Source organism: Brevibacillus gelatini, from assembly GCF_003710935.1.
GTDB lineage: Bacteria > Bacillota > Bacilli > Brevibacillales > Brevibacillaceae > Brevibacillus > Brevibacillus gelatini.
Genome location: NZ_RHHS01000053.1, coordinates 26,885 through 43,171 on the forward strand (window position 1 = coordinate 26,885; position 16,287 = coordinate 43,171).

The 16,287-nt window shown below is 54.5% G+C and carries 18 protein-coding genes; 13 read left to right on the plus strand and 5 right to left on the minus strand.

All coding sequences use genetic code 11. The features are described from left to right. Positions 1-36: 36 nt before the first annotated feature. The 3 genes from EDM57_RS20590 to EDM57_RS20600 all read left to right on the plus strand — a co-directional run bounded on the left by EDM57_RS20590 (position 37) and on the right by EDM57_RS20600 (position 2,154). Entirely contained in the window at positions 37-690 is a 654-nt protein-coding gene (locus EDM57_RS20590) for a precorrin-2 dehydrogenase/sirohydrochlorin ferrochelatase family protein (protein WP_122906570.1), read from the plus strand. Between the two features lie 221 nt (positions 691-911). Continuing rightward, positions 912-1,604, plus strand: coding sequence for a hypothetical protein (locus EDM57_RS20595; RefSeq protein ID WP_122906571.1), 693 nt, complete (start codon positions 912-914; stop codon positions 1,602-1,604). Then, complete coding sequence (locus EDM57_RS20600) at positions 1,594-2,154, plus strand: peroxiredoxin family protein (protein ID WP_122906572.1); 561 nt, start codon at positions 1,594-1,596, stop codon at positions 2,152-2,154. Before EDM57_RS20595 ends, EDM57_RS20600 begins: the two co-directional genes overlap by 11 nt. 78 nt (positions 2,155-2,232) lie before the next feature. Here the strand turns inward: EDM57_RS20600 and EDM57_RS20605 are convergent, their stop codons facing one another. After that, entirely contained in the window at positions 2,233-2,730 is a 498-nt protein-coding gene (locus tag EDM57_RS20605) for a cation:proton antiporter regulatory subunit (protein ID WP_122906573.1), read from the minus strand. 289 nt (positions 2,731-3,019) lie between these two features. Here EDM57_RS20605 and EDM57_RS20610 point away from each other — a divergent pair, with 289 nt between their 5' ends. Next, positions 3,020-3,274 carry a hypothetical protein gene (locus EDM57_RS20610; RefSeq protein ID WP_122906574.1) on the plus strand — a complete coding sequence of 85 codons (255 nt, stop codon included), beginning with the start codon at positions 3,020-3,022 and terminating at the stop codon, positions 3,272-3,274. A gap of 101 nt (positions 3,275-3,375) precedes the next feature. Here EDM57_RS20610 and EDM57_RS20615 read toward each other — a convergent pair whose 3' ends face one another. Further along, positions 3,376-4,671 (minus strand): dicarboxylate/amino acid:cation symporter, encoded by a 1,296-nt coding sequence (locus tag EDM57_RS20615; RefSeq protein WP_122906575.1) that lies wholly within the window; start codon positions 4,669-4,671, stop codon positions 3,376-3,378. A gap of 252 nt (positions 4,672-4,923) precedes the next feature. Here EDM57_RS20615 and EDM57_RS20620 point away from each other — a divergent pair, with 252 nt between their 5' ends. The 3 genes from EDM57_RS20620 to EDM57_RS20630 all read left to right on the plus strand — a co-directional run bounded on the left by EDM57_RS20620 (position 4,924) and on the right by EDM57_RS20630 (position 7,933). Continuing rightward, on the plus strand, positions 4,924-5,667 hold the full coding sequence (locus EDM57_RS20620; RefSeq protein WP_122906576.1) for a stalk domain-containing protein: 744 nt from the start codon (positions 4,924-4,926) through the stop codon (positions 5,665-5,667). A 168-nt stretch (positions 5,668-5,835) separates the two neighbouring features. Next, positions 5,836-6,516, plus strand: a complete 681-nt coding sequence (locus EDM57_RS20625) for a response regulator transcription factor (RefSeq protein ID WP_122906577.1) — start codon at positions 5,836-5,838, stop codon at positions 6,514-6,516. Further along, on the plus strand, positions 6,506-7,933 hold the full coding sequence (locus EDM57_RS20630; protein WP_246005869.1) for a HAMP domain-containing sensor histidine kinase: 1,428 nt from the start codon (positions 6,506-6,508) through the stop codon (positions 7,931-7,933). The genes EDM57_RS20625 and EDM57_RS20630 overlap by 11 nt, the downstream gene beginning before the upstream one ends. A gap of 24 nt (positions 7,934-7,957) precedes the next feature. Here the strand turns inward: EDM57_RS20630 and EDM57_RS20635 are convergent, their stop codons facing one another. After that, positions 7,958-9,007 (minus strand): DctP family TRAP transporter solute-binding subunit, encoded by a 1,050-nt coding sequence (locus EDM57_RS20635; protein WP_122906579.1) that lies wholly within the window; start codon positions 9,005-9,007, stop codon positions 7,958-7,960. A gap of 129 nt (positions 9,008-9,136) precedes the next feature. On the opposite strand from EDM57_RS20635, the gene EDM57_RS20640 reads away from it, so the two are divergent. The 6 genes from EDM57_RS20640 (at position 9,137) to EDM57_RS20665 (ending at position 14,838) form a co-directional block, all read left to right on the plus strand. Then, positions 9,137-10,696, plus strand: a complete 1,560-nt coding sequence (locus EDM57_RS20640; RefSeq protein ID WP_122906580.1) for an ATP-binding protein — start codon at positions 9,137-9,139, stop codon at positions 10,694-10,696. Next, the gene (locus EDM57_RS20645; protein ID WP_122906581.1) at positions 10,696-11,448 is read left to right on the plus strand and encodes a response regulator; all 753 of its coding nucleotides are present in this window, start codon (positions 10,696-10,698) and stop codon (positions 11,446-11,448) included. Before EDM57_RS20640 ends, EDM57_RS20645 begins: the two co-directional genes overlap by 1 nt. A gap of 194 nt (positions 11,449-11,642) precedes the next feature. After that, the gene (locus EDM57_RS20650; RefSeq protein WP_122906582.1) at positions 11,643-12,572 is read left to right on the plus strand and encodes a S66 peptidase family protein; all 930 of its coding nucleotides are present in this window, start codon (positions 11,643-11,645) and stop codon (positions 12,570-12,572) included. Between the two features lie 170 nt (positions 12,573-12,742). Continuing rightward, positions 12,743-13,183 (plus strand): Dps family protein, encoded by a 441-nt coding sequence (locus EDM57_RS20655; protein WP_122906603.1) that lies wholly within the window; start codon positions 12,743-12,745, stop codon positions 13,181-13,183. Positions 13,184-13,440: 257 nt separating this feature from the next. Then, positions 13,441-14,373, plus strand: coding sequence for a type I pantothenate kinase (gene coaA / locus EDM57_RS20660; RefSeq protein ID WP_246005870.1), 933 nt, complete (start codon positions 13,441-13,443; stop codon positions 14,371-14,373). 24 nt (positions 14,374-14,397) lie between these two features. Further along, positions 14,398-14,838 carry a 2-thiouracil desulfurase family protein gene (locus tag EDM57_RS20665; RefSeq protein WP_122906584.1) on the plus strand — a complete coding sequence of 147 codons (441 nt, stop codon included), beginning with the start codon at positions 14,398-14,400 and terminating at the stop codon, positions 14,836-14,838. Between the two features lie 2 nt (positions 14,839-14,840). Here the strand turns inward: EDM57_RS20665 and EDM57_RS20670 are convergent, their stop codons facing one another. Continuing rightward, a complete protein-coding gene (locus EDM57_RS20670) occupies positions 14,841-15,251 on the minus strand; it encodes a hypothetical protein (RefSeq protein ID WP_122906585.1) in 411 nt (136 codons plus the stop codon). Positions 15,252-15,360: 109 nt separating this feature from the next. Continuing rightward, positions 15,361-16,230 (minus strand): LysR family transcriptional regulator, encoded by an 870-nt coding sequence (locus EDM57_RS20675; protein WP_122906586.1) that lies wholly within the window; start codon positions 16,228-16,230, stop codon positions 15,361-15,363. Positions 16,231-16,287: the final 57 nt, after the last annotated feature.

Here is a 16,287-nt window from a genome sequence, read left to right on the forward strand (position 1 = left end):
TGTTTGCCCGAAACATGTGGGGAGGTAGGATGCCGAATGCGACCGTATGCGATGATGGTCAACCTGGAAAACAAGCGCTGTGTGGTCGTCGGCGGCGGGCAAGTCGCGGAACGAAAGATCGCCAGTCTCCTTGCCGCAGGTGCCGCCGTCAGCGTCGTGAGTCCCGCCTGTACAGCGGCGATTCGCGAATGGGAACAAGCTGGCAGGCTGACGCTCTGGCAGCGCCCGTTTGCTCCCGCAGACGTCGCGGGCGCCGTGCTCGTCATTGCGGCGACCAGTGATCCGGCTGTCAACCTGGCGGTGTACGAGGCGTCCGAGCCGCAGCAGTGGGTCAACGTGGTGGATCGTCCCGATCTGTGCTCGTTTACGGTTCCGTCCGTAGTCGAACGCGGCGATCTGACCGTCGCCATTTCCACCGGAGGAAACAACCCTGGGCTGGCGAAAAAACTGCGCCGCCAGCTGGAAGCGTGGATCGGGCCGGAGTACGAGGACTACACGCTTTTTTTGGGCAAAATGCGCCGCCGCGTACTCGCGCTGGACGAGCTTGGCCCGGCAGACAAACGCGCCATTTTGGCAGAGCTGCTGGACGACCGCTTTTTGCACTGGACCCGAAGCGGGGAGATCGCGCGCAGGGACCGGGAGGCAGAGGCGCTGGTGGCAGGATGGCTGGGAAAACAAGAGGAAACGTAAGCTGAAGCAACCTGAGCCTGTTTGGAAGATGGGCTTGGGTTGTTTTTTTGTGAAAAAGGTATCCAACAGAAGATAGGAGAAAGATTCCTTTTTGCGCTCGTACAGCAGGCATACGCCCCATCACGCTTGCAACACTATTTTGCCCGGAGCATTCCATTATCCCCCTTTTCCTGATATGTTGATAGGTGGTACAAGCTATCTTTTCCAAGGAGGAAACAGCTTTGTCGGACGCCTTTCAGATCGGTCCCTTTTTGTTGAAAATGAGCACGCTGGCTGTGATCGTCTCCATTGCCAGCGGCTTTCTTGCGATTACGTTTCTGTTTCCAAAAGAGAGAGCGAAAAGAGTGGCCATCACAGAGCTTTTGAGCAACGCGGTCGTTCTCGCTTTTTTCGTCTGGAAGCTCAGCTATGCGTTGTTTCATCTGGAGCAAGTTCTGCAAAATCCTTCGTCGATCCTCTATTTCTCCGGGGGTGAAAACGGAGCGTGGCTCGCAGCCGTGGCGGTTGCGGTCTATCTCGTGGTGACGGTGCGCAAAAAAGCTTTGCCGATCCAACTTGTGGCCTGGGCGCTGGCGACAGGCTTTTTGGCTGCGGCTGGCGTACATCATCTGCTGACGGCTTTGCTGGAAAAAGGCGGCGTGTGGTACCACGGCCAGCAGCTCATGCTCTGTCTGTTGTTCATCGTCTGGCTGCAACGAATGCGCGAAGCACTCAGCGAGCTGACTGCCTGGCTTGCGCCGCTCATGTGGTATGCAATCGGGCAGGTCTACGTGCTGTTTTATTTTGAGCCGCGCCAAGCGGTGCTGCTTGGACTGTCCGCCGAGCAGCTCGTCTGTTACGGCTGTGCCCTCCTGCTGCTCTTTTTATCCAGGCGCGCAAATCAAGTGAAAGGAGAGGGGCTGGATGAAACGTAATCAGATAGCGGCTGTGGTCGTGCTGATCGCCTTGTTGGCGTGGGGAGTCGTGGATGCATACGTGCTCGACAAAGGAGCGGAAAACGCGGCGACCAGCGGAGCGAACAGCAGCGTGCCAATCGGGCTGGAAAAAGGCAATCTGGCCCCGGATTTTGAACTGCAACAGCCTGGTGGCGACAAAGTGAAGCTGTCCGATTTTCGCGGGAAAAAAGTCATCGTCAATTTATGGGCGACCTGGTGTCCGCCGTGCCGGGCGGAAATCCCGGACATGCAGCGGTTTTACGAAGCAAACAAGGCGAACGGCGTCGTCATTTTGGGCGTCAACCTGACGGCAACGGAGACGAAGCCGGAAGATGTGGAGAAATTTGTCCAGGCGTACGGCATGACCTTTCCCGTGCTGCTGGATGGCGAGAAACAGGTCTCTGACATGTACAAGGCCATTTCTATTCCAACCAGCTTCATCATTGACAGCCAAGGCGTGATCCGTGAAAAGTACATCGGCCCGATGAGCTACGAATGGATGGAGAAAACGCTGGGGAGAGTGCAGTAAATAGCGTGCAGGCCCGAGGTGCCGCATGTCCGCCTTTTCCCCAGGCTGCCATCTGTGGAGGCGAACTGCCTCCCATGCTCACTCACTTCCGTTGCTGAGAATGGCCTTGAGTGCCTTCACCTGCTTTCGCTCTCCCGCTACAACCAGCGTGGAGCCTGCACAGAGCACATACTCGGGACCAGGGTTGATGGTTTGCTTGTGATCTTTTTCAATGACAGCGATAATCGTGGCTCCGGTCTCCTGACGCACATCGAGCTCGCCGATAGTCTTGCCGATTGCGCGTGCGTCCGGCTCGATCTTGTACCACTCGATCATGAGCTTGTCCAATGCGATCTCGACTGTTTCCAAAGCGGTTGGCTTGTAGGTCAGCCCGCCGACGATTGCGGCAACCTGCCTTGCTTCGTCATCGTCGAGTGTGACCATCGAGATGTTGTCATCGGGATCTTCGCGGTCAAAATGGTACATTTCCCGGCGTCCGTCATCGTGAATGACGACAACCAGTTTATCGCCGCTTTTTGTTTCTACCTGATATTTTCTGCCGATGCCCGGCAAATCTGTTTCTCGAATAGAGAACATGCAACAGCCTCCTTCATAAATCCAATGTGTAATCATCTGTACTTGTATAGGTAATCACTCTTTAACGAGAAAGAGCACTCTGCATGCCGCCGATCCTTTATTGGAATGATAACTGCGCCGAAGTTACGGCAGTCATCATCCCGCTGCTTGCACGAGTGTACTGTCGACATACGTACCTATTATCCATTATTATACACGAAGCGGCATCTGCTTTTTGGACGGAATAGAAAATGATATAGATGCAACAAACTCCGACAGAATTGACACATTTTTTAAGGGTGATGAAAGCGTGGCCAACAAGCAATATCGTTTAACCGAAGCCGAATGGCATTTTATTCAGGATATGCGCTCCATGGAGATGGATGAGCTATTGGACATCGTGATTGCCTTGCGCAATGAGGTGCGGGAGCTGGAGAAAAAAGCAGAGATTATCCGGGAGCGGGAGAAGGAGAACTGGCTGGAGGAATACCAGGCTGCGCAGAAGCGAATCAAACATTTGCGCCAGTTCGAGCAGGATTTGCGCAAGACATGGCCACATGATTGAGCAAGGGCTTCCATGCAAGAAAGGGAACCTACCGAAAGCAGGTTCCCTTTTGTAATGGAAGCGGAAAGCACTAGCCAAAAACAGCCGTGCCTATCATGATGTCAGGCCAATATCGCTTTGCCCTCTGCTTCCTGTTCCGAGCCTGGTTCTGTTGCCTCACTCGCTTGCTGGACGCGTCCAGGGTGGAATTCGTCCTCCTGTTTGGCAATGACAACCGCTGCTACGCCGTTTCCGATCAGGTTCGTAATGGCACGCGCCTCGGACATGAAGCGGTCAACCCCGAGCAGCAGGGCAATACCTTCGACCGGAATCATCGGGAAGGCTGCCAGTGTAGCCGCCAGCGTAATGAAGCCGGAGCCTGTCACGCCTGCCGCGCCCTTGGACGTAATCATCAAAATGCCGAGCAGCGTCACCTGCTGCCAGATGCTGAGATCGACGCCGTACGCCTGGGCGATAAACATGGCGGCCATCGACAGGTAGATCGAGGTTCCGTCCAGGTTGAACGAATAGCCTGTAGGAACGACGAGACCGACGACCGATTTGGAGCAGCCGTACTTCTCCAGACGGTCCATCATCCGCGGGAGAGCGGATTCGGAAGAGGAGGTGCCGAGTACGAGCAAAATTTCTTCCCGAATGTATTTGATAAACGAAAAGATGCTGAATTTGTAGTAGCGGGCGATACTGCCCAGCACCAGGACGATGAACAAAAACATGGTGACGTACACCGCTGTCATCAACAGGCCCAGACGGGAGAGAGAGCCGATGCCGAATTTGCCGATCGTGTAGGCCATGGCACCGAATGCCGCCAGCGGGGACACTTTCATAATCATGTTGACGACGCCGAAAAATCCGTGTGTCAGCTTGTCAAACAGCTTGATGACTGGCTGGGAGGCTTGCCCCATCGCCGCGAGCGACAGCCCGAACAGCACAGCGAAGAACAGGATTGGCAGCAGTTCGCCTTTTGCCATGGCACCGACGACGTTATCCGGGATGATGCTGACGATAAACTCAACGAAGCCGTGGCTCGATTGCGCGGCAGCCTCTGTGTACTTGCTCACGTCTCCGCTCGTCAGGCCCGTTTTGTCGAAGCCTTCGCCCGGTTTGATAATGTTGACGACGAGCAGGCCGATGGCAAGGGCAATAGTGGTAACGATTTCAAAATAAATCAGCGCCTTGCCGCCGATCTTGCCGACCTTTTTCATGTCGCCCATGCTCGCGATTCCGTTTACGACGGTGAAGAATACAATCGGCGGAATGACCATCTTAATCAGCTTGACAAAAATATCCGCCAACACTTTCAGTTCCGCGCCGAATTTGGGAGCAAAATGCCCGACGATAATACCGAGAATAATGGCAATCACGACCTGGACGGTCAGGTTTTTAAAGTTGATCCGCATCGAACCGACCCCTTTTCACTAAATGTCTTTGTAAGCGCTTCAACTGTCTATTTCGCATTGTATAGAATGGACAAAAAATTGAGAATGATACGGTCATATTGGTTGTTTTGGTCGTTTTGGTCATGGAGTTCCCTGAAACTGGAATGGGAAAAATGCAACGTTGACATATTCTCGACACGATCAATAGGTAAAGTAAATGTTGTACATAGCAACATGACTTGAAAAAGACAACCGGGAGAAGGAGGATTTTCGATGTTCAAAAAGCAGTATCTGGCAGTTTTCTCAGCGGTGGTTCTTGCGACAAGCTTGCTGCCGACAGGCTCTCAGGCAGCGACTGGAACAAAAAACTTGCAGGCAAAGTACAACAATATCAAGGTTTTGTATAACGGCGTAGCCGTTCCGACTACCATCGAACCATTTATCGTCAACGGAACCACCTACATTCCGCTGCGCATGATGGCTGGCGTGTTCAACAAGGAAGTCGTCTGGGATGGCAATACGTACACCATCACGGTAAAAGATCAGGCTGATGCCCAGCACGCGGCTGAACTGGCGGCGCGCGATGCGCAAATCCGCAGCCTGCAAAGCAAGATCGACTCGCTGAACAAACAAATCGCTGACCTGGAAGACGATCTGGAAGATGCGAAGAAGAAAAAAGACGACGATTTCGACGATGAACTGGATGACTTGGAAGATCAACTGAACGACGACTACGAAGATTTCCGCGGCGCTGAGTGGGATATTTCCCTGAGCGGCGACGAGGATGAGATCGAGGTGGAAATCGCTCTCGACTTCGACGAGTATGAGGACGAATTGGACGATTCCGACTTTGAAGACCTCGTGATTAACGTCATCGAAGACATCTGGGATGAATTCGACGATGCAGACGTAGTCGGCGAGATCGTCGACAGCAGCAACAACGACAAGACAAAATACGATTTTGAAGGCGATGCAAGCGATGGCGACATCTACTTCGAGGACGACATTATCAACTAATCGCATTCAAATAAGGCCTTGCCTCTTATACAGGGGCAAGGCTTTTTTCCTATTTTCCATAATCCGCAAATCCAAATATAAAAAGAACGAGGTAAACTGATAGTATAGTAGTACCTACTAGAAGGAGAGAACCATGCGAGCAATCGCAAATGGGAGAATAGGGAGCTTATGAAAAGCATTTTGTTGGTAGAAGACGAACTGGTGATCTCGCGTGTACTGAAAGCGTACCTGCAAAAAGCGGGCTATCAGGTCTGGCAGGCTGAAGACGGAGTCGAAGCGATCCGCCTGTTTGACGAAAAAAAGCCGGCTCTCGTTCTATTGGATCTCATGCTCCCCGAGCGGAGCGGTTGGGAGATTCTGCAGTATATTCGGGAAAAAAGCGCCTGTCCGGTCATTATCATGACAGCGCTGGGGCAAACCGATCAAAAGCTGAAAGGGCTGAATCAGGGAGCCGACGACTACATAACAAAGCCGTTTGTCGCCGAGGAAGTGGTGGCGAGGGTCAATGCCGTGCTGCGTCGGTCGGTTATTTTGGTGAAGGATCAGGAGACGCGTTTTTTCGGCAGTCTGAAAATCAATTTCCAGTCCCATCACGTCACGCTGCACGGACTGGAACTGGTGTTTCATCCGCGCGATCTGTCCCTGCTGCTCTTTCTGGCGCAAAATCCGAACCAGACATTTACCCGCGAGCAGTTGATTGAGCAGGTGTGGGGAATGGACTACGGAGGCAGTGACCGTGCTGTGGACCTGGCCATCAAGCGCGTGAGAAAAACATTGGAAAATTGGCCCGCCCATGAAGGCGAGATTAAAACGCTGCGAGGGGTGGGTTATCAGTTCTGTGTTTACTAAGAAAAAGGAACCCGTTTCGCTCCTGCGCTACTGGACGACCCGTTACCTGCTGACTCTTGCCGTAGGCTTGCTCATCGTCGGGGCGGTGTCTGCCTATTGGATCAAATATGCTGCGGTTGAAAAGCAAATCGAGGTGACGCGGCTGTTTGCCGAGGAAGTGGCGGATCGGGTCGTAGACGACGAAGGCAACATTTTGGTCGGAGACAAGCTGCATCAGGTGCTGGACAATCGGCGCAGGTTCATGGGAGTGGATCGCAACCTTGTTCTGTTCATCAAAAACAGTGAGGGAGAGGTCATCTACAGACGCCCGGGGATACTGCCGCCCGTGCTTGAAAAGACGCTTCCCAGTTTGCTTGAGCGGGCGGATACGGACGACACGATCAGGCAAGCATCAGGCGACACGCTTTACGTAATCAAGGAAAATTTGGAATATAATGACAATCGGATCGGGAAGGTCATCCTGCTGTTTCCGGAAACCGACATCAAGATCGGCAGGGAGCAACTGCAGTATTTGGTCATCATGCTCGTCAGCCTTGGCATACTCGGCTGGGCCGTCATTTACTTTCACTCCCGGCGGTTGTCCGAGCCGATTCAGCAAGTCGTGCTGTCGGCGCGCAAAATCGTGGAAGGCAACTACGATGTGGCGATTACGCAGCCGATCCAGGAGCGGGAAATTCACGAGCTGGTCTACACATTCAAGGAGATGGCTGACCGTCTTCGCCAACTGGAAAGCATGCGGACAGAACTTCTGGCCGGAGTGACGCACGAACTGAAAACACCAGTGACCTCAATCAGCGGACTGGTCCAGGCGATTAACGATGAAGTCGTATCGGGGGCAGAGCAGAAGGAATTTCTGGAGATATGCCTGCGCGAAACCAAGCGGTTGCAAAAAATGGTGGAGGACTTGCTCGATTTCAACTCGTTTGCCGTGGGGGCGATTACCGTCCACAAGGAGGAGCAGGACATCAGCAAGCTGGTCAGGGAAATCGCCTCGCAGTGGCGGATCGTGCAAGACCTGGAGATAATCTCGTTTGCGGTCGTCATCCCGGAGAAGTCTGTGACCGTTTTTGTTGACCCTGTCCGTGTGCAGCAAATTTTGACCAATCTGCTGAACAACGCGAGACAGGCGATTGGAAAAGCGCAAGCCGACGGCAGCATTGAACTGGTGCTGTATGAAACCGAAAGCGACGTGCGCATGGACGTAAAAGACAACGGCCACGGGATTCCAGCAGAGGAGCAGCCGCTTGTCTTTGAGCGGTTCTTCCGCGGAAGCAACAAAAAAGACAAGGTGCGGGGACTCGGCCTTGGGCTGTCCTACTCGCGGATGATGGCCAAAGCGCTGGGGGGCGACCTCATGCTGCGGCATAGCAGTGAACGAGGCTCCGTCTTTACACTCATTCTGCCAAAGCGGGGTTGAGACTTCTGAAAACGGGTGAGAGCTTCACTGTCTCTGGTGAAGCTCTCTGATTTTTTCCATCAGGTCAGCGCCGATGCTTTCCGCGAACTTGTCGTAAACGGGCTGCACAGCCTGAATCCAGGCTGCCCGCTCTTCTGCTGTCTGCACGTGAATCTGGATGTTATTCTGCTGCTGGAGCAGGCGCAGTTGGCTCGCATTCATGGAAACAGCCAATTGATTGTTGTACGCGGTTGCTTCTTGCATCGCCTCCGTGATCGCTCGCTGAATATCCGGGGGCAGCTTGTCCCAGAACGATTGATTAATGATAACCGTGTAGCCGAGAAAGCCGTGGTTGCTGATGGTCATATACTTCTGCACCTGGTACAGCCGCTTCGTGTACACGTTGGAAATCGTATTTTCTTCGCCGTCCACTTCTCCGTTCGCCAGCATGCTGTACAGATCGCCGAAGTACGAGCCGATCGGAATCGCCTGAAAAGAGCGAAACTGCGCTTCCAGTACGGCGCTCGGGATGATGCGGAAACGCTGGCCGACAAAATCGTCCGGCGCAATCAGCGGGCGGTTGCCTGTCATTTGCTTGAAACCGCTGGACCAGAAGGCAAGCCCCTTCATGTTGGATTGTTCCAGGGTGGAAAACAGCATCTGTCCGATTTCGCCATTGAACACTTTTTCCACATCCTCCTGCGTCCGGAACAGGTAGGGCAATTCGAGCACAGCCCATTGGGGGATCGTGCTGGACAGATGCGAGAAGGCGGGGGCGATCATTTGCACATCGCCATTTTGCAAGGCAGACATCTCGGTTTTTTCGGAGTGCAGCACACTGTTGGGGAACACCTGCACTTCCACGCGCCCGTTTGTCTTGTCTTTGACCAGTTGGGCAAAGCGTTCCACCGTCAAGCCTTTTGGCGTGTTTTCTGCGACTACGTGGCTGAATTTGATGATGATGCGCTCGGACAGTCCTTCCTGTACCTCGTCATAGCCGAGCTTTTCCAGCGACAGGTCTGTTCCGAAGCCGATGATGACAGCGCTCACAAGTCCGATCAATCCAAACAGCGCGATGCTCAGAAACGATCTCATCTTTTCTTTCACCTGCCTGCGAACAGTTGATTTGCTGGATGTACTGTACCAAAATATAGAAAAGCAAGCAATCCCCACTGGAAAGGAAGAGCTGGTCTGTTCAAACGGTTAACGATCAAATGGAAGATTATGCTGCTCTCAGTGGGCATCGTGCTGTTTTCCCTGATAATCGGCATGCTGATTATTGTGGGAGGCATGATTCGTGTGACGGAAAATCAGCTGGGGCAACGGCTGATGACGATTGCACGCACAGTCGCCCAGATTCCGCTGGTGCAGGAAAGCATTCAGGAGCCGGACGGCTGGCGGCAGATCAACCCGACGGCGCACAAGCTGAGAGTCGTCAACGACGTGACCTACATCGTCGTCTTGAATATGGAGCGGGTGCGTTACTCCGACCCGCTGGACGAGCGGATCGGCACGGTATTTGCCGACCCGGCAGTCGAAGAGGCGTATTCCGAGCACTCCTATTTGCAAAAGGTAAAAGGCGACATGGGCACGGCGCTCCGCGCTTACGTGCCAATCGTAGACGGGCAGCACCAGCAGGTCGGGGTGGTGCTGGTGGGCCGGGTGATGCCCGGCACGTGGGAGATGATGAAAAACGAGCGCGGCAATATCGCGTTGACCCTGTTTCTCTCGCTCCTGGTGGGCGTCTGGGGCAGCTACCTGCTGGCGCGTCACATCAAAAAGCAGATGCTCGATCTGGAGCCGGAGCAGATTGCGCGCATTCTGGTCGAGCGGACGGCTACTTTTCACGCCATGCATGAAGGGGTTATTGCCATCGACAATCAGGAGCGGATCACGATTTTCAACGATCGGGCCAAGCAAATTTTCGGCATTGAGGGAGAGGTGCTGGGAAAACCCATCCGCTCGGTTCTGCCTGACACGCGCTTGCCCGAAGTACTGGAGCTGCGGCAAAATTTTACGAACACCGAGCTGCACGTAGGCAATGCGTTGCTCTGGTCCAACCGTTTTTTGATTAAAGTGGAGGACAAAATCGTCGGCGCTCTCGCCATCTTCCAGGACAGGACAGAGGTTGCGCGGATGGCGGAGGAACTGACAGGGGTCAAGGAGTTTGTCGGCGCCCTCCGCGTGCAAAACCACGAGCACATGAACAAGCTGCACACAATCGCTGGCTTGCTGCAGCTCAACCAATACGACAAGGCGCTCGCCTACCTGTTCGAGATTAACGAGGAGCAGGAGGAACTGACGTCTTTTCTGACGACGCGAATCATGGATGAAAACTTGTCCGGGCTGCTCATCGGCAAGGTCAGCCGGGGCAGGGAACTGGGCATTCGCGTGGTCATCGACCGGATGAGCCACCTGGAAAAATTTCCGCCCTACATGGACCACCATGATTTCGTGCTCATTTTGGGCAACCTGATCGAAAATGCCTTTGACTCGCTGGAACAGTGCGAGCGCGCGGACAAGGAGATTACGATCAGCATCGAGCAGGATGAAGAGGTGTGCTCGATTCTCGTAGAGGACAACGGGATCGGCATGGACGAAGCGACGCGCGCGAAGATGCTGGAGAGAGGTTTTTCCACCAAAAGCCGGACAGACCGCGGCCTTGGTCTGCATCTGGTGCATCAGCTGGTGCGAAAAGGACGAGGCGAACTGGTTTGCCATTCCCGGCCGGGCGAAGGGGCGAGCTTCATGATTACATTTCCGATGAAGGAGGTGGATGAATAGTGGGGGAGGAAAGCATTCGCGTACTGGTAGTGGAAGACGATCCGATGGTGCAGGAGATCAACAAGCAGTTCATTGAGCGCGTGCCGGGCTTTTGCGTCGTCGGGATGGCGGCGAACGGTGCAGACGGCGTCCGGATGGTGCAGGAGCTGGCGCCGGATTTGGTCATCATGGACATTTTCATGCCGATTCAGGACGGGGTAAAAGCGCTGACGGAGCTGCGCGCGGCCGGCCAGGACGTCGATGTCATCGTCGTGACGGCAGCCAAGGACAAGGCGACGATTCAGGCGATGCTGCGCGGCGGAGCCATGGACTACATCATCAAGCCATTTGCGTTTGACCGCATGAAAAAGTCGCTCGAAAACTACCGGGAGTTTCGCCAAAAGCTCGAACAGGCCGGGACGGCTTCGCAGGATGAGGTAGACCAGCTGGTGTTTCGCGGGGCGTCAGAGCGCGACGAAGAGCAGGAGCGGCCAACTCCGGCAAGCAACAAGCCTGGTCCTTTGCCAAAAGGTCTGCATGCCGTGACACTGGAGCAGATCATTCGCCAACTGGACGGCGAGGAACAGGCCCTGTCCGCAGAAGATGTCGCGGAGCGGGTAGGGATCGCCAGAGTGACGGCGAGACGCTACCTGGACTACCTGGAGAAGACAGGCGTGGTGAGAATCGATGTCAGCTATGGCGGAGTTGGCCGACCGACAAACCGTTACGTGCGCGTCGACGAGACAAAAGCAGGGGGTGGCAGGCGGTCGTGATCGGCGAAAATACGTCAGGCGGCCGCAGCTTCTGTGCAAGTGAGTGAAAACGTGTATTCCGTCCGTGAATAACGGCTGTACACACAATGAGCCAGCGGCGTGCCGGAATTGTTTTTGAAATATTGGAAAAGTCATGGCTGGAGCACAGGCAGCATACGTGTGTGCATGAGAAACGATAAAGGGAGACGTGTCGGATGAAAAAAGGAAAAGTATTGCGGGCAGGAGATACGATTGGGCTGGTTGCTACTTCCAGTCCCGCGACGGAAGAGGTGCTGGTCAAGGCAGTGGACGCCATCATGGAGATGGGCTTCAAGGTCAAGGTCGGAGCGGCGTGCCATGAGACGTACGGCGGGTATTTGGCTGGCACGCCGGAACAGCGGGCAAGCGAACTGAACGCGATGTTTGCAGACGACGAAGTGGACGGCATCATGTGCATGCGCGGCGGTTACGGTTCCCCGCAAATTTTGCCGCTGCTCGATTACGATCTGATCGCGCAAAATCCGAAGCTGTTTGTCGGATACAGCGACATTACCGCGCTGCATACGGCTTTCGGGCAACTGGCGCAACTCGCGACTCTGCACGGGCCGATGGCGACGTCAGATATTGCGCAAGGACTGGACGACTGGTCCAGGCAGTATTTGCTGCGGGCGATGACCCGGCCGGAACCGCTCGGACCGATTGTCAACCCGCCGGGAGAGGACATTCTCTGTCTCGTGGAAGGGCAGGCATACGGCCCGATTGTCGGCGGAAATCTCTCCCTCGTCGCCGCTCTGATGGGCACGCCGTATCAACTGGACACCCGCGGCAAAATCCTGTTTCTGGAGGACATTGACGAAGAGCCGTACCGTATCGATCGCATGCTGACACAGCTCGCGCTCGGCGGCCTGTTCGACGATTGCGCAGGCATCGTCATCGGCACGTGGACCAGCTGCGAGCCGAAAAAGCGTGAAGGTTTTTCGGTGTGGGACGTCTGCCAAAACATCATCGTGCCTTACGGAAAGCCAACGATCTGGAACGTGCAGATCGGACACGGCTCCTGCAATATGGCGCTGCCCTTTGGCGTCGAGGCTACGCTTGACGCGACTGCCGGAGTGCTCGCACTGGAGGAGAGTCTGACCGTCTGAATCCCGGTTAAGTGGATTCTGCTCTGAAAAGGCGGCAAGCATGCAGGGAAAGTAACTTCTGCGGCTTGCGCAGCATTTTTCCAGACAGGGGTATAGGATCAAGGCGGCAGCGGAACACTACAGACGCTGTATTTTTCATCAGAGAAAGGAGCGTCTGCGTGAGTATTACGATGAGTCGGACCGTCACCGATGTCTTGAATAAACAGGTTGCCAACTGGACTGTGCTGTATGTGAAGTTGCATCATTTTCACTGGTATGTAAAAGGCCCCCACTTTTTCACGCTCCACGCCAAGTTCGAAGAGTTGTACAACGAGGCAGCGAAGTACGTGGATGATCTGGCGGAGCGGCTGCTTGCCATCGGCGGCAAGCCTGTCTCGACCATGAAGGCCTGTATGGAGCAGGCTTCCATTCAGGAAGCGGCTTCCGGCGAGACAGCCGAGCAGATGGTGCAGGCGGTCGTAAACGACTTTACGACCTTGATCGGCGAATTGAAGGAAGGAATCGCCGCTGCAGAGGCAGCCGACGACGCAGCGACTGGCGACATGTTTTTGGGAATGATGGAAAGCCTGCAAAAGCATGTGTGGATGATGCAGGCGTATTTGGGAAAATAAGCGCGAGCAAACGAGCAAGCTGATACCGTCGGTGTCAGCTTGTTTTTTTGCAAACGGTATGGTTTGAAAAAAACTTCCTGACTTCTGTTGAATCCCGTTCGGCGTAGGCTTCGGTACGCATCTGTTTTCCTGAAAAAGAAGGTGCCAAGACTGTATTTGGTACATCCCTCTTGTTCCCAAGAGCAGCATGCTAGTGTAAACTTACCTTGTGATGAAACAAAGAAAGCACTTTCATGATGGAAAGGATGTACATTCCCATGGCATCACCATACGTTACGTTTAATCGCGAGCAGTGGAGAGCGCTGCGAGCCTCCACGCCGCTTACCATATCAGATGAAGAGCTCGCCTGTTTGCAGGGATTGAACGAAAATATATCCATAACGGAGGTAGCCGATATTTATTTGCCCCTTTCCCGACTGCTGAATTTGTATGTCGGCGGCACGCAGGAGCTGTATCAGGCGACGCATACGTTTTTGGGCAATCAGGACGGCAAGGTGCCGTTTATCATCGGGATTGCAGGAAGCGTGGCGGTCGGAAAAAGCACGACGGCGCGTATTTTGCAGACGCTTTTGTCGCGCTGGCCGAACCATCCCAAGGTCGATCTGGTGACGACGGACGGCTTTTTGTATCCGAACCGCGTGCTGGAGGAGCGGGGGATCATGAAGCGCAAGGGCTTTCCGGAAAGCTACGACCTGCGCCGCTTCATCAACTTTTTGGCCGATGTGAAGTCCGGCATCCCGGAGGTCAAGGCTCCGGTCTACTCCCACCTTGTCTACGACATCGTGCCAGGGGAATGGCAGACCGTCCGCCAGCCAGACATCCTGATCGTGGAAGGCTTGAACGTGCTCCAGCCGCCAAAAGGCGACGAGCCGCGCATCTCCGAAGTGATCGTCTCTGACTTCTTCGATTTTTCGATTTACGTGCACGCCGAGGAAAAAGATATTTTGCAATGGTACGTGGAGCGCTTCAAGCTGCTGCGCAAGACGGCTTTTTCCAATCCGAACTCGTACTTCCGGCGCTATGCGGACCTGTCTGACGAGGAAGCGACAGAAGTAGCGACAAACATCTGGACGGAAATCAACGGAGCCAACCTGGTGCAAAATATTTTGCCGACGCGTGTCCGGGCGCAGCTGATTCTCAACAAAGGCCAGGATCATCTGGTGCAGAGCGTCAAGCTGCGCAAGCTGTAAGCACATTGGCGGAGGGGATAGTCTGTGAAAGTGATTAGCGCTTGCCTGATCGGCTGCGAATGTCGTTATGACCAAAAGTCTTGTCTGGACGAAGGGCTTGAACAACTGCTGCGCGACGGCAAGGTCATTCCTGTCTGTCCGGAGCAGTTGGGCGGCTTGCCTACACCCCGTCCGCCCGCGGAGATTGTCGGGGGAGACGGTAACGACGTGCTGGACGGGCGGGCGAAAGTGATCGACCGGACAGGCCGTGACGTGACGGCTGAATTTTTGGCGGGTGCTTATCAGGCATTGAGGCTGGCAAAAACGGTCGGGGCTACCTCTGCCATCCTGAAAGAAAACAGCCCGTCCTGCGGCAGTTCGTTTGTGTACGACGGTCATTTTGCCGGGAAAAAGGTGCCGGGGGCAGGTGTGACGGCGGCGCTGTTTCGCAGGCACGGCATAGAGGTGAAATCAGAGCAAAGCTAGCTTTACTTGAAGCGGATAAAAAGCTTCCTGATCGGCACAAAAAAGAGCGGGAGTGCTGACCCGCCCTTACAGCATTTGTACATACAGGCTGATGTTTTCTCGCGCCGCACCTCGCTTTGCAGCATAGACCACGTGGAATGGTTGCTCTCGTCAGGGACCACCCGCTCCAGCAGGCGGTCAGGGGTGGAAATGGTATGGTACGCGACCTTATTTCCTGACGGCTCCCGTTCATAGTCGATCTGGTACGTGACGTCGGAGAAGAGCGATTTTGTGTAAACCAGTTCATCCGTGGCAAAGTGGTGGCGTTCCTTTACGTTTTCCCAGATGATGAACCAGCTGAAAAAGAGTGCGATCACCACCGCCAATTGCCAGTATGATTTTGGCTGGATGCGTACGATGGGTGTGTTTTGCAAATTCGACCATGCCTTTTGAGTTTTTTACAAATTATACCATAAAACCCGTGGCGATGCGCACGGGTTTTTGTGTACATGGGCGTAGCCGGAAAACAGGACAACCGCGCGATCACGAAAACGTCTCGATAAACCGCTTGGCGGCCTTGGACAAGTGGCGGCCCGACTGCCAGACGACGGCCGCAGACGAGTAAATGGACGTCCCGGCAAGCCTGATTCCGTGGATTTGTTCGCTTTTATGCGTCTCCCATGCGGAGACCGGGACGATGGACGAGCCGACGGAAGCGGCGACCATGCTGACGATCAGCGAGATGTCCGGGCATTCGCAGATGACGCGCGGCGCAACGCCAAGGCGTGAAAACTCCTTGAGGATCAGGTCGTAAATGCCAAGGCCGGGCAGGCTTGGCATGATAAGCGGAAGCTGGGCGATTTCCCGCATGTGAATCTCGGTGCGGTCAGCATAAGGCGAGTTTGCAGGGACGATCAGGACGAACGCTTCTTCTTCCAGCGGAATCATCGTGCAGTTGCTGAGCGAATGGGGCAAGCGCACGATTGCGACCTCGATGGTGCGCCGCTCCAGCCACTGGTTGAGCAGTTGGGTATCGCCCTTCCATACTTTGTAGGTAATGAGCGGATATTTTTGCTGAAACAGGCGAATCTGCTCCGGCAGACGGTAAGCGGACAAGGCGCTCACCCCGATGGACAGCGTTCCGCGAATGCCTTCGCCGGTTTCTTTTACTTCCGAGAGCGCTTCTTCCATCTGGTGGACGATATTGAGCGCCTGGCGGTACAGGGTCAGCCCGGCTTCGGTCAGCTCCATCCGTTTCCCGGAGCGCTCCACGAGCGTGACACCCAGTTCCTCCTCCATTTGCTTGAGCTGCTGGCTCAAAGGGGGCTGGGCCATGTTCAGCCGTTTTGCCGCCCCCGTAATCTGCCCTTCTTCCGCGATGGCGATAAAGTAGCGCAATTGCCGTATATCCACGTGTCATCCTTCTTTCGTTTGTTCAACCATATGATTTCGATATGAATATCAGATTTA

What these genes read in the sequence shown, in the direction of transcription:
- EDM57_RS20650 (WP_122906582.1), top strand. Translation starts at nt 11,643, where the DNA reads ATGAAAAAAGGAAAAGTATTGCGGGCAGGAGATACGATTGGGCTGGTT.
- EDM57_RS20640 (WP_122906580.1), top strand. Translation starts at nt 9,137, where the DNA reads ATGCTGCTCTCAGTGGGCATCGTGCTGTTTTCCCTGATAATCGGCATG.
- EDM57_RS20615 (WP_122906575.1), bottom strand. Translation starts at nt 4,671, where the DNA reads ATGCGGATCAACTTTAAAAACCTGACCGTCCAGGTCGTGATTGCCATT.
- EDM57_RS20600 (WP_122906572.1), top strand. Translation starts at nt 1,594, where the DNA reads ATGAAACGTAATCAGATAGCGGCTGTGGTCGTGCTGATCGCCTTGTTG.
- coaA (WP_246005870.1), top strand. Translation starts at nt 13,441, where the DNA reads ATGGCATCACCATACGTTACGTTTAATCGCGAGCAGTGGAGAGCGCTG.
- EDM57_RS20625 (WP_122906577.1), top strand. Translation starts at nt 5,836, where the DNA reads ATGAAAAGCATTTTGTTGGTAGAAGACGAACTGGTGATCTCGCGTGTA.
- EDM57_RS20655 (WP_122906603.1), top strand. Translation starts at nt 12,743, where the DNA reads ATGAGTCGGACCGTCACCGATGTCTTGAATAAACAGGTTGCCAACTGG.
- EDM57_RS20605 (WP_122906573.1), bottom strand. Translation starts at nt 2,730, where the DNA reads ATGTTCTCTATTCGAGAAACAGATTTGCCGGGCATCGGCAGAAAATAT.
- EDM57_RS20590 (WP_122906570.1), top strand. Translation starts at nt 37, where the DNA reads ATGCGACCGTATGCGATGATGGTCAACCTGGAAAACAAGCGCTGTGTG.
- EDM57_RS20620 (WP_122906576.1), top strand. Translation starts at nt 4,924, where the DNA reads ATGTTCAAAAAGCAGTATCTGGCAGTTTTCTCAGCGGTGGTTCTTGCG.
- EDM57_RS20635 (WP_122906579.1), bottom strand. Translation starts at nt 9,007, where the DNA reads ATGAGATCGTTTCTGAGCATCGCGCTGTTTGGATTGATCGGACTTGTG.